Source organism: Agrobacterium sp. 20P9.1.2 (assembly GCF_057799395.1).
Genome location: NZ_JBYOKI010000002.1, coordinates 620,773 through 633,372 on the forward strand (window position 1 = coordinate 620,773; position 12,600 = coordinate 633,372).

Consider the following 12,600-nt stretch of genomic DNA (forward strand, 5'->3'; position numbering starts at 1 on the left):
ATGGATGATTTCATGGGTGGCTTGGCGAGAGACCTGCGGCCCGTGCGCAAGGGCGCATTGGGCAGGTTGCTGGTGCTTGCTCTCCTGCCGGGCCTGGCACTATCAGCAGCATTCATCCTGCTCGGCCACGGTTTTAGGCCCGACATTTCCACCGCTATTTCGCGGCCCGTTTTTTGGGTGAAATCCGCCTATCCGCTGTTTCTGTCGATTGTTGGTGTCATTGCGTTGATGAAAGTGGCGCGGCCCGGTGGAAGACCAGTGGGTGCAGCATTCCCGGCGCTGATCATCTATGCTCTTGTCTTCGTAATCGGCATTATCCAGCTCAATACGGCATCCTCGCCTGAGGAGCATCGCAGGCTGATCATGGGAATTTCCTATTGGATTTGCCCGCTGATCATCCTGACGACCGGTGCACCTCTGATAGCAGCGACCTTCTGGTTCCTGCGACGCGGCGCCCCCACCCACCCGCGTCTCGCCGGTCTCATTGCCGGCATGACGGGAGGTTCAATCGGTGCCTGGGTCTACAGCTGGGGCTGCATTGAAAACGGCCTGACCTTCGTCTCCCTATGGTACACACTCGGTATTTTGCTCTGCGGACTTGTGGGCGGCCTTCTTGGACGACACCTGTTGCGGTGGTGACGGGGACCGCCAAGACACATAACGCTATTTCTACGAGCTACGCGTAAGCAGCGGAACTATCAGCAAATCCGGCGGTTAGGCTTGACACTTCACCCGAACCTCCGGAGCAATGATGTCAGAACTCACCCTAGATGACCTGTCGAAAAAGATGGCGAAGCTCGATTTCGCGATGCTGACGACGTCTTCCCACGCTGGAAGTCTTACATCTCGCCCCATGAGCAACAATGGCGACGTTGAGTATGACGGAGACAGCTATTTCTTCGCTTACAAGCAGTCGCGTAAGATTGCTGAAATCAACGAACATAGCGATGTAAGCCTGACCTATACAGGCGCGGTCGGCATGCTGGGCGGTTCGCCGCTGTTCCTCACTGTCGAGGGATCAGCAACGCTCATCGACGACAAATCCACATTCGCCGACCACTGGACAAAAGACCTCGACCGCTACTTCCCTGATGGTATCGAAACGCCGGGCGTTGTCATGATCTGTGTCAAAGCCAAGAATATTCGCTATTGGGACGGCGAGGATGAGGGGCAAATCTCTTTGTGAGATCTCGCTTGACCGTTCGAAACAGGCGACGACGTCTGTGTAAATTTGCCTCTAAAAAAGGGCATTTTTATCAAAAGTGCGCGGGCTGCAAGATTGCTCATACAGTGAGCCATTATGCGGCTTGCGCCTACTCCAAGTTGTGGTTACACCGTCGGAATGCGGCTTCTTCTGTGAGACACAGACGCACCCTATAGTCCACGTGAACTCGCTGAGCTCGTCGCGGCACGGGTAAAGGCCGTCCATCCTCTTACCTTCTCCCACGAAGATCAATCACTCCACTTCATTCTTCGAACGGTCGCCCTCATACGATCAGTGTGAAATGTGCTTGGACATAGGGTCATTTCGTTTGACCTGACAAGACGGAACGAACTTTCCAAAAGCGCCTTCTAAAACAAAAAATTGATCTAAAAAGCCCAATTATTGAGCAAAAATAATCATTGCATATTTTTCAGATCATGCAATATTTGAATTGATTAAAGCCAATGCTGCAAAATATGCATTATAGGTCGATATGGAAATCAAACAGCTTGAAGTGTTTCTGGCAGTTATGTCGGCAGGCAGCATTACAGCAGCTGGACGATTGCTCGACCGTTCTCAGTCTCAAGTCACGCGACTGATACAGGAGCTGGAAGCTTCAATTGGTTTCTCACTTTTCGAGCGTAACGGACCTAGAATTACGCCAACACCCAAAGCGATTTCCTTTCATTCTGAGGCCGAACGCTTTCTAAGCGGCATGGGCCAGCTGCAGGAACGGGCCAAGACAATTCTCGCCGAAGAACTGTCGCCAATCGAGATCGCTGCAATTCCGGCATTTGCAAGTGGCCTCGTGCCGTTGGCACTCGCAGAGCTGTCGCAGAACATCACCCCGCGCAACGTGCATTTGCGCAGTGTTTCCGCAGAGGCTGCGGTGCAATCGGTTCTTGGTCGTACCGCAGATTTTTGCGTCGCATCGCTTCCCGTCGAGCATCCCGGGCTGGAAGTTCATGGGCTTTTTCAGTCGCCTTGTGTTGCTGCTATATCGAGCAGTGACCCGCTGGCCCAAAAGCAGACGATTTCCATCAGCGATCTGGCAGAGCGCTGCGTCATTACCATGGCAAATCCTTTCCGGCTGCGGCGTCGCGTCAATCAGGCCTTGGCAGCCGCAAATGTCCGACCTGCTCGACTGGTCGACACGAACGCAGCGATCAACGCGCTGCAATTGGCCTCGACCGGTTTTGGCGTCGCGATCGTAGAGCCCGCGACAGCATATGGCGTGCAGTTGAAAAACATCGAGATCAAGCCTCTCGATGTCGATATCCCATTCCTCTGGGGCATTTTTTCTGCGGCATCGAAGCCACTGCCTGAAAGCGCTCGCGAGTTGATCCAACTGATTATCCGCATCTCATCCGCCCGCATGCCCGGTTTTGTTGCGCATGATCCGGCGCATCTCGAACGTGTTGCCGATGCCACTTTTGGTGTCGATGCTCATGAACAGGAGTTCTGACGTGAACGCGCAGCCCCGTCCGTCCGTCACTGGTCTTACCAATCTCGAACAGAGACTTGCCGAGGACTTGTCCTTGCTCGAACTGCCGCCCAAGGAATGGGTGCCGGTGACGACACATGACGGCCAGCGTGTGTACGATACTGTGGTGATAGGCGCAGGCATGTGCGGACTGGTCGCTACGGCCTCGCTGAGAATGCTGGGCATTCGAAACGTGATTTGTCTGGACCGCTCACCAGAAGGATTTGAAGGTCCATGGATTACCTATGCACGCATGGAGACGCTGCGCTCTCCAAAGCAGCTGACCGGCCCTGCCCTTGGCCTGCCGTCGCTGACCTTTCGTGCTTGGTATGTTGCACAGTTTGGTGCTGATGCCTGGGATGTGCTCGGCAAAATCCCCAAGGGCCAGTGGATGGATTATCTGATTTGGTACCGCAAGGTGCTCGGCCTTCCTGTCCGCAACCGCATTTCCGTGAGCGACCTCGAACCTATCGGCGACGCCCTGATCGCAGTGACCGCAAATGACATGGATAGTGGCTCGACAGAACGTCTGTACGCACGGCATGTTGTGCTGGCGACCGGCCGTGACGGTCTCGGCAGCGGTTACGTACCGCCCTTCGTAGAAAAGCTTGACCATCGCTTCTGGGCGCATTCGGCAGATGATATCGATTTTGCCGCGCTGAAGGGCAAGCGCATCGCTGTCGTTGGCGCAGGAGCCTCGGCGATGGACAACGCGGCGACCGCGCTTGAGGCGGGTGCAGCAGGCGTGGACATGATCATCCGCCGTAAGGATCTTCCGCGTATCAACAAGTTCACGGGAATTTCCAGCCAGGGTGTCGTGCACGGCTTTGCTGGCTTGAGCGATGACTGGAAGTGGAAGTTTCTGCAACACACACTCGGCGCCCAGACGCCACCGCCGCGCGACTCCACGCTGCGCGTGTCGCGTCATCCAAACGGCCGCTTCTTTCTCGGTACAGGCGTGAATGGTGCACGCGAAGACGGCGACCTCGTGGTTCTGGAAACCGCTCGCGGCGACATGCACTATGATTTTCTGATTTTCGCAACTGGCTTCAATGTCGATCTTGCCGAGCGACCTGAACTGAAGAATTTCGCTTCGCAGATACGCTTCTGGAGCGATGTGTTTGAGCCTGAAACCGGCATGGAAAATGGCGAACTGGCAACCTCGCCATATCTCGGTCCAGATTTTGAGTTCACCGAAAAAGTACCGGGAAGCAGCCCGGCTCTGCGCCTGCTTCATTGCTTCAATTACCCGGCTTCGCTTAGCCATGGCAAGCTGTCGGGCGATATTCCGGCGGTTAGCGATGGCGGACGCCGACTGGCGCGGGGTATTGCCCGCAGCCTCTTCGTTGCCGATCGTCAGACCCATTTTGATAATCTGGTCGCCTATCAGACACCGGAGTTGCAGGGTGACGAATGGACAGATTCCTCCGAACTGATCCCGACCTTGACGAAAGGTGCAGCGGAATGAGGTTAGCCAGAACCGCATCAGTGGGAGGAGCGCCGTGAGCCGTTACCTTCTCGTCAAGCTGGCTGAAGCAGCCCTTGCCATCTGGGGTGTGGTGACGATCGTGTTTTTCGTCAGTCGCGTTCTGGGTGATCCCGCAGTGTTGCTGGTGCCGGTCGGTGCCAGCCAGCAGGATATCGATACGATCCGCGCTTCGCTCGGCTTAGATAGACCGATCATCGAACAGTATTTCGTCTCGCTTCTGTCCATGCTGCGTGGCGATTTTGGCATGTCTTTTCAGCAGGGACGGCCAGCCCTGGAGATCGTGCTGGAACGTATGCCTGATACGGCGCTTTTGGCCAGTACCGCGTTGGTGTTCGGCTCGATTATCGGTGCGGTTTGCGGTGCAATCGCGGCGCTCAAGCGAGGGACGCTTTCGGAATTCATCGTCATGGTGGCTGCCTTGCTGGGTCAGGCAACGCCGGTCTTTTGGCTCGGCATCATGTTGATTCTGATCTTTTCAGTCGATCTTGGCTGGCTGCCGACCGGTGGTGCCGGAACGTGGGCTCATCTGGTTCTCCCAGGGGTGACGCTTTCCGTTTTCGTTTCCGCTTCTATCGCGCGTTTGCTGCGCTCCTCCCTGCTCGACATCATGCGCGAGGACTATGTCCGAACGGCAAGGGCGAAGGGCCTACTGCCAAGAACCGTGTTCTTCTGGCATATTGCCCGTAACGCGCTGATCCCGGTCGTCACGATGATCGGCATCATTGCCGGCGAGTTGCTCGGCGGCTCCGTGGTCATCGAAACGGTATTCGCGTGGCCAGGTGTTGGCCGCGTCATCATGCAGGCCATCCAGTCTCAGGACTTTCCGGTCATCCAGGCCGGTGTCGCGCTGATCGCCGCAATCTTCATCATCGTCAACCTGCTGGTCGATCTCCTTTACGGTGTTCTCGATCCGCGTATTCGTCGGCGATAGGGAGCGATGCCATGAAATCCTTTTTCTTCGCTCTCCTCAAAAGCCGCGCCGGTCTGTTCGGTTTCATACTGGTGGTCGTGTTCATACTGGCAGCGCTGTTTGCGCCTTATCTTGGCCTGCCGTCGCCGACGCGGTCAAATTTGGTCGCCCGCATGGCTGAACCCACATGGACGGGCATTTTCTCGCCTGGTGCCCACCCGCTCGGCACAGACGAACTTGGTCGCGATGTTCTGTCCCGCATCATTCACGGCAGTCGCATCACGCTGGCGATTGCTGCAGCTTCGGTCGTGCTTGGCGGCATCGTCGGAACGCTGCTCGGCATCGTTGCCGGTTATTATCGTGGCATTGTCGATCGCGTCCTGATGCGCGTCGTCGATATCCAGCTGGCTTTGCCGCTGATGCTGCTTGCGCTGTTGGTCGTGGCCGCACTCGGGCCATCGACACGGAACCTGATCATCGTTCTTGCGCTGACAAGTTGGCTCCGTTACGCCCGCATCATCCGCGGTCAGGTTCTGGCCCTGCGCGAGCGCGAATTTATTCTCTCCGCCCACGCGATTGGCGCTGGCACCTGGCGCATCATGATCAAGCATCTTTTGCCCAATGTCATGACGCCGGTACTGGTCATCGCCACTCTGGAACTTGCCCGTATCATCATCATGGACGCGGCACTTTCTTTCCTCGGTCTCGGCATACAGCCGCCCAATCCAAGCTGGGGCCGAATGCTCGCCGATGGCAGAGTCTATATCTCGACCGCTTGGTGGATCGTCACCTTCCCCGGTGTTGCCATCGTGCTGACCGTGCTCAGCATCAACCTTTTGGGTGACTGGCTGCGCGACTATTTTGATCCGAAATTGAGGACTATGCGATGACCCAAACTTCCGCCCTGCCACCGCGCCTCGGTCGTCTGAAAGCTGAGATGGCGAAACACGACATCGACGTGATCGTGTCCTTCAAGCCTGAAAACAGCTTTTATTTCACAGGCTTCAACCCGATCATTTATTCACATCCGGTTATCGCCATCCTGACGCGCGATCATGATCCGATCATGCTCGTCCATGCACTTCGCGACGACCATGGCCGCGCCAGCGCCTGGGTTCCAGATATTCGTCTTTACGGCTCCTGGTCCACCAAGGTGACGATGGGGCCGAACTGGCAGGACGCGCTGGCCTCCATTCTCGGTGACCTCGGGCTTACCGGAAAAACTGTTGGCATTGAGGAGGAATTCATCTCGATCCAGCGCATGAAGCAGTTGCGGTCTGCTCTGCCAAATGCGAATTTCGCCGATGCCAGCCACCTGATCGACCATTGCCGCCTGATCAAGGACCCGGACGAGATTGCCAATGCGCGCATTGCCGCGCGTGTCGCTGACCACGGCATGGATACGGCGGTGTCCGTTCTGGCCGCAGGTGGAAACGAGCGCGAAGTCGCCATCGCTTCCATGCACGAGATGAACAAGCTCTGGGCTGCGGAATATCCGGATGTCGAGGTTGCCGATTTTGGTTCACTGGAAGGCGGCGTCCAGAACGGCATGGCCACATGGGTTCTGTCCGGCCCTCGCATGTTCTTTAACTGTGATAATCCCACTCAACGCAAGCCACAGCGCGGTGAAGCAGTCTCCGTTCTGATCTGGACGATTGCCAACGGCATCCATGCGGAGAATGAGCGGACCATTGCCATTGGTTCACTGCCGGATGCTAACCGTCGTGCGCTCGACGCCATTCTGGAAATTCGCGAGGAGGTCGATCAGCTGATCAGACCGGGCACGCCTTACAAGGAATTGTTTGAAAAGACCCGCGAAGGTCTAAAGGCGCGGGGTTACGGTGCCAATATTCCAGGCCGCATCGGTCACGGAATAGGTCTTGGCGCGCATGAGCATTCCTCGCTCGATGCCGCTTCGACGCTGGTGCTTGCGCCCGGCATGCTTTTCACATTCGAGCCGAATATCCGCGTTCCCGGCGTTTGCGCCACGCAGATTTCCGACACCGTTCTCATCACCAACGACGGACGCGAATATCTGACGCGCTCCGCTGGCGGTTATCTGGAGGTCTGAGGGGCACACATGGCGCCATTGCTCGAAGTCCGCAATCTGACTGTCGCATTCGACACACCATCAGGCACGGTGCATGCCGTCAATGACGTCTCCTATACGCTGGAAGAAGGCGAGACGCTGGGCATTGTCGGCGAGTCCGGTTCGGGCAAAAGCGTGCATGCGCTATCCATGGTCGGGCTGATTGCCTCGCCACCCGGCCGCATCGTTGGTGGAGAGGTTCTGTTTAAAGGCCGCAACCTGCTGACGCTGTCGAAACGCGAACTGTTCGAAGTGCGCGGGCGAGAGATCGGCTTTGTTTTTCAGGACCCGATGACGTCGCTCAACCCGGTGCTGACCATTGAGCGACAGATCGCCGAGCCGTTGCGACGGCATTTTGGAATGTCGGGAAAGACTGCACGCGACCGCGTGGTCGAACTGCTCGAACTGGTCGGCATTCCCGATGCCGCGCGCCGGGCGAAACAGTACCCGCACGAGTTTTCAGGCGGTATGCGGCAGCGGGTGATGATCGCTATCGGCATATCCTGCAATCCGAAACTGCTGATCGCCGACGAGGCAACGACCGCTCTGGATGTCACCGTACAGGCGCAGATCCTCGATCTGGTGCGGGATCTAAAGCGCCGCATCGGTACGACCGTCATCTGGATCACGCATGACATGGGGGTCGTTGCCGGCCTCGCAGATACGGTTCAGGTCATGTATGGAGGCCGCATCATGGAACGCGGCCCGGTTCGTCCGGTCTTCCACGATCCGCGCAGCGCCTATACCTGGGGCCTTTTGAGATCACTGCCGCATGGCGGTAAGCGCGGCGTCAACAGGCTCTATCAAATTCCCGGCAATCCGCCTGACATGAGCAAACCACCGGTCGGCGATCCGTTTGCACCGCGCAATCCCTTCTCCACGCCACGCTGCTTCGAACAGGTGCCACCGTTGGTCGATGTTGTCGGCAGTGTGCCGGGCCATAAGGTCGCAGCCTGGTACGATCTGAGAGCTGAGCTAGCCAAGCAGGAGGCCCAGCCATGACGGACATGCAGGTTTTTTCGCCCGCCGCGCAGCCGCTCGTCTCCGTTCATAATCTGAGCAAGATCTATGGCGGCGAAAAACGTTTTCTGGGTGGTAATGCGCCGTTATTGAAGGCGGTGAACAATGTCAGCTTCGACATAGCTCCGGGCGAAACGCTTGGTCTCGTCGGCGAATCCGGTTCCGGCAAAAGCACGACCGGCCGCGTTCTCCTCCAACTGGAAGCGCCAAGCGGCGGTGACATTCTTTTCAAAGGCCAGAACATTACAGGCCTTTCCAAGTCGATGCTGAAGCCTTACCGGCGTGACATGCAGATCATCTTTCAGGATCCGTATGCCTCGCTCAATCCGCGCATGACGGTGGGCGAATTCGTGGCCGAACCTCTCGACGTGCATCGCCTAAGCGGCAATCGTAGCGAGAGGCAGGATCGAGTTGCAAATCTCTTCAGGAAAGTCGGCCTTGATCCGTCTTTCATGAAACGCTACCCACACGAATTTTCCGGCGGGCAGCGCCAGCGCGTGAATATCGCTCGCGCAATCGCGCTAGACCCGGCTTTCATCGTTGCCGATGAGCCGATTACGGCGCTCGATGTGTCGATCCAGGCGCAGATCGTCAATCTGTTTCAGGATCTGCAGGATGAGTTGGGTCTGACGTATCTGTTCATCGCCCATGATCTATCGATGATCCGTTATCTTTGCCACCGCGTCGCCGTCATGCTGCGTGGCCGTATTGTCGAGATCGGGCCGTGTGAAGCGATCTTCGAGAACCCGCAACATCCGTACACGCAGGCGCTGCTGTCAGCTATTCCGGTGCCTGATCCCGATATCGAGCGCGGTCGCAAGCCTCTGGCTTTCGACGTCAGCACTCACCTGCCCTCCGAAACCGAAGAACTGCAGCCACTCGGCGGCGGTCACTTTGTGTTGCGGGGCTAAGCGATGCACCTGTTCGCTACGCATTTCGGTACTTATGAAGTCGGCCCGGATGCGCTTGGCAAACCCTGCCTTTTACCCTTCCGGCATGATCCCGACCCATCGGAAATGGGCTTTGGCTATCTGGCGCTGGCTGATCATCCGCAGCGGGTTCGCACACCAATGGTACGCAAGTCATGGTTGGAACACGGCCCGCTGGCGGGCACTGGGCAACTGCGCGGCGATGATGAATTCGTAGAGGTTGGCTGGGATAAGGCGGCGTCTCTGGTCGCCGACGAGGTCCGACGCGTATCATCGACTCAAGGCAATCAGGCGATCTTTGGCGGTTCCTACGGCTGGGCAAGTGCTGGCCGTTTCCACCATGCGCAAAGCCAGCTCAAACGCCTGCTCAATCTTGCCGGTGGCTTCACTTCCTCGGTCAATACCTATTCCTATGGAGCAGCCGGTGTGCTGCTGCCACATGTGCTTGGCGCCGATTACAAGGATGCCTGCGATACTTCGCCGTCCTGGAATGACATTGCCGACCATTGCGACCTGCTGGTCGCGTTCGGCGGTTTCCGCCTGACCAATGCACAGGTGGAAGCGGGCGGGACTGGCAGCCACCGTGCCACGGAATGGCTGAAGCGCGCCCAGGAGAAGGGCGTCGAGTTCGTCATCTTCAGCCCCGTAGCAAGCGATGCACCGGCCGGGATAAACGTGCGGCATATCCCGCTTCGCCCCAATACCGATGCGGCGGTCATGCTCGGCATGTGCCATACGCTGCTCACGCAAGGTCTGTTGGACCGGGCTTTCCTGAGACGCTGCACGGTCGGGTTTTCGGAACTTGAAACATATCTGACCGGCGAAATCGATGGCGTCACCAAGGATGCCGCATGGGCCTCGTCAATTTCGGGCGTGCCCACTGACACGATTGTGGCAATCGCCCAAAGCCTGCATGCTCGACCGAGCCTCGTCAATGTCGCGTGGTCGCTGCAGCGGGCGCAGTCCGGCGAGCAACCGTTCTGGTCGGCAATTGCACTTGCTTGCATGTCGGGCCATGTCGGCAAGGCTGGCTGCGGCTTTTCCTTCGGTTTAACGGCCGTAAACTCCGTCGGCCAGCCTGTCCGGCGGCTGAAAGGTCCGGCTTTCGATCAGGGCCGTAATCCGGTCGGCCACTATATCCCCGTTGCGCGGATAACCGAGCTTCTCGAAAATCCCGGCGGAACAATGGATTATGACGGGCAGGTTCTCTCTCTGCCGGATATCAGGTTGGTCTGGTGGGCGGGGGGCAACCCCTTCCATCATCATCAGGATCTCAACCGGCTGAAAAGGGCATTCCGCAGACCAGAAACGATCATCGTTTCCGAACCGATGTGGACAGCGACAGCGAAGATGGCCGATATCGTATTGCCATCCGCCTTTCCGTTCGAACGCGACGACATCGCCGCATCCTCGCGCGATAATTGGCTGATCTACAGTCGCCGGGTGATGGACCCACCCGCCGACGTTCTCAGCGATCATGAATTCCATTGCCTCGTTGCCGATCAGCTTGGTTTTCGCCAGCAGTTCGATTGCGGACTGATCATCAACGAATGGCTGGCAAAAATCTACGAAGGGTATCGGGATCGTTATCCGGAACTCCCTGATTTCCCAAGCTTCCGTATGCGTGGCTTTGCTGCCCTCGACGAGGGGGAGGATGCACCGGCTCCAGCAGATCATTTCCGTCGCTTCACCCGCGATCCCGGCTCGGCACCGCTGAAGACGCCGAGTGGTCGTATCGAGATTGGCTCGGAGGCGATTGCAGCATTTGGATATAATGACATGCCGGGCCATCCGGTGTGGATGCCGCCTGCGGAATGGCTTGGTGCACCGCTTGCCACAAAGCACGGATTGCATCTGCTATCACCGCAGCCAACGCACCGTCTTCACAGCCAGTTAGAATATGGATCGGTCAGTCAGAACGCAAAACGCCATGGTTTCGAGCCGTTTTCACTAAGCGCTGCCGATGCCGCCAGCTTGGGTTTGCGTGATGGCGACCTTTGCGAGCTGTATAATGACCGCGGTCGGGTGATCGCTGCGCTGGTCGTGGATGCCGGGTTGATGCAAGGCGTGGCCCTACTACCAACTGGTAGTTGGTATTCTCCCGATGCCGATGGCATCGACCAGGGTGGAAATCCCAATACGCTCACCGACATCGCGCCTGCCTCTACTTTGTCGCAGGCTACCGCGCCCAATTCCTGTCTGATCTCGGTTCGTCTGTGGAGACGGATCGGACAGGTGGCAACATGAGGACTGAGAACATGGATCAGATCGATCGTTTATCCGGTATCACGCCGGACTTGGAACTGTATCAAATTCGCCGGGAACGGCCGGATTTCGTTGATGGCACCGAGCTTTGCCGTCAAACGGTTTTAACACCGGTACACGGTTTCGATCTAGGCCACGCGCTGCGCGCAGCACTTGCTGCCCGAATGGCCCGTTTCCTGGGGCACAACGATCTGGGAAAAGCCTATGATGAAATGTTGATGCAGACTGGTGCCACGCCACTTCTGTCTGGCATCGCCGGTGGCGCAGACCTCCCAGTCGATGCTGATGGTTTTCTGCGGGCTGTTCTACGTCACGTCGATCTCGTCACCAAGACACCGCGCGAAAACACCAGAGCAGATATCGAAGCGCTGAAAGCAGCAGGCATGAGCAATCCGCAGATCATCGCGCTTTCCGAGTTGATTGCCTTCGTCAATTTTGAAGCCCGCGTCATCGTGGGTCTCGAAGCCTTGGGAGAGGTCGCATGAGTGGGGCGCGTTTCAAGGTCAAAGCGCTATCGTGGTCGCCTTATATCGAGCCGGTCGATGTCGCGACGGCAACGGAAGAACAGCTGGCTGCCATGCAGGTGACGCCATCCAACACCAAGGTATCGCCTTATGTCCGTACCTTGGCACATGATCCGGAATCCTACGTTGCACGGACAAAACTATTCAATGCCATCATGTATGCCAAGGGCGGTCTCGACCGCGCGGAACGGGAATTGGGAGCGCTGGTAGCCTCAGCCGTCAACCGTTGCGTCTATTGCGCTTCGGTTCATGCGCGGCGTTACGTCGAACTTTCGAACCGCGAAGAAGTGGTCGAGGAAATCTATGTCCGGGGCCTTGGTGGGTCGTTTGACGAGAAGACAAAAGCCATCGTCGATTTCTGCAAAACGCTGTCGCAAACGCCGTCGCACGTGACGAAGGAACAAATCCAGAAACTGCGCGAGCACGGCATGTCGAAATCCGAAATTGTCGATCTTATTCACTCGGCTGCGATTTTTGGCTGGGCCAACCGGCTGATGCATACGCTCGGTCATTCGGTGCCGGTGGACACCAAGTGACGGGAAAGACGTGGCAATGGCATAGCCGCCGCCGCGATATCAGAAAATGCGAAATACTTATTCTCAAGGAGACGAGCAAGGGAAAACCGGTTCCTTGTGAAGGCACGACTGGCATGAAAAAGACAAGATAATTCAAGGTCATTAGGAGACG

General features: G+C 57.2%; 12 protein-coding genes. All 12 read left to right on the plus strand.

Translation table 11 applies throughout. The features are described 5' to 3' along the window. The 12 genes from AC27VJ_RS08695 (at position 1) to AC27VJ_RS08750 (ending at position 12,449) form a co-directional block, all read left to right on the plus strand. The gene (locus AC27VJ_RS08695) at positions 1-639 is read left to right on the plus strand and encodes a DUF1109 domain-containing protein (RefSeq protein WP_488683810.1); all 639 of its coding nucleotides are present in this window, start codon (positions 1-3) and stop codon (positions 637-639) included. Positions 640-751: 112 nt separating this feature from the next. Then, a complete protein-coding gene (locus AC27VJ_RS08700; RefSeq protein ID WP_488683673.1) occupies positions 752-1,186 on the plus strand; it encodes a pyridoxamine 5'-phosphate oxidase family protein in 435 nt (144 codons plus the stop codon). Between the two features lie 511 nt (positions 1,187-1,697). Then, positions 1,698-2,669, plus strand: a complete 972-nt coding sequence (locus AC27VJ_RS08705) for a LysR family transcriptional regulator (protein ID WP_488683674.1) — start codon at positions 1,698-1,700, stop codon at positions 2,667-2,669. Beyond that, a complete protein-coding gene (locus AC27VJ_RS08710; RefSeq protein WP_488683675.1) occupies positions 2,653-4,155 on the plus strand; it encodes an FAD-dependent oxidoreductase in 1,503 nt (500 codons plus the stop codon). Before AC27VJ_RS08705 ends, AC27VJ_RS08710 begins: the two co-directional genes overlap by 17 nt. 34 nt (positions 4,156-4,189) lie before the next feature. Further along, positions 4,190-5,107 (plus strand): ABC transporter permease, encoded by a 918-nt coding sequence (locus tag AC27VJ_RS08715; protein ID WP_488683676.1) that lies wholly within the window; start codon positions 4,190-4,192, stop codon positions 5,105-5,107. Positions 5,108-5,118: 11 nt separating this feature from the next. Beyond that, a complete protein-coding gene (locus AC27VJ_RS08720; RefSeq protein WP_488683678.1) occupies positions 5,119-5,976 on the plus strand; it encodes an ABC transporter permease in 858 nt (285 codons plus the stop codon). After that, the gene (locus AC27VJ_RS08725) at positions 5,973-7,157 is read left to right on the plus strand and encodes a M24 family metallopeptidase (protein WP_488683679.1); all 1,185 of its coding nucleotides are present in this window, start codon (positions 5,973-5,975) and stop codon (positions 7,155-7,157) included. Before AC27VJ_RS08720 ends, AC27VJ_RS08725 begins: the two co-directional genes overlap by 4 nt. A 9-nt stretch (positions 7,158-7,166) precedes the next feature. Then, a complete protein-coding gene (locus AC27VJ_RS08730; RefSeq protein WP_488683680.1) occupies positions 7,167-8,177 on the plus strand; it encodes an ABC transporter ATP-binding protein in 1,011 nt (336 codons plus the stop codon). Further along, the gene (locus tag AC27VJ_RS08735; protein WP_488683681.1) at positions 8,174-9,106 is read left to right on the plus strand and encodes an ABC transporter ATP-binding protein; all 933 of its coding nucleotides are present in this window, start codon (positions 8,174-8,176) and stop codon (positions 9,104-9,106) included. The genes AC27VJ_RS08730 and AC27VJ_RS08735 overlap by 4 nt, the downstream gene beginning before the upstream one ends. A gap of 3 nt (positions 9,107-9,109) precedes the next feature. Further along, a complete protein-coding gene (locus AC27VJ_RS08740) occupies positions 9,110-11,371 on the plus strand; it encodes a molybdopterin-dependent oxidoreductase (RefSeq protein ID WP_488683682.1) in 2,262 nt (753 codons plus the stop codon). A gap of 11 nt (positions 11,372-11,382) precedes the next feature. Then, positions 11,383-11,874: a CMD domain-containing protein gene (locus AC27VJ_RS08745; protein ID WP_488683683.1), complete on the plus strand. Its 492-nt coding sequence runs from the start codon at positions 11,383-11,385 to the stop codon at positions 11,872-11,874. Continuing rightward, a complete protein-coding gene (locus AC27VJ_RS08750) occupies positions 11,871-12,449 on the plus strand; it encodes a peroxidase-related enzyme (protein ID WP_488683684.1) in 579 nt (192 codons plus the stop codon). Before AC27VJ_RS08745 ends, AC27VJ_RS08750 begins: the two co-directional genes overlap by 4 nt. The last annotated feature ends 151 nt before the right edge of the window (positions 12,450-12,600 follow it).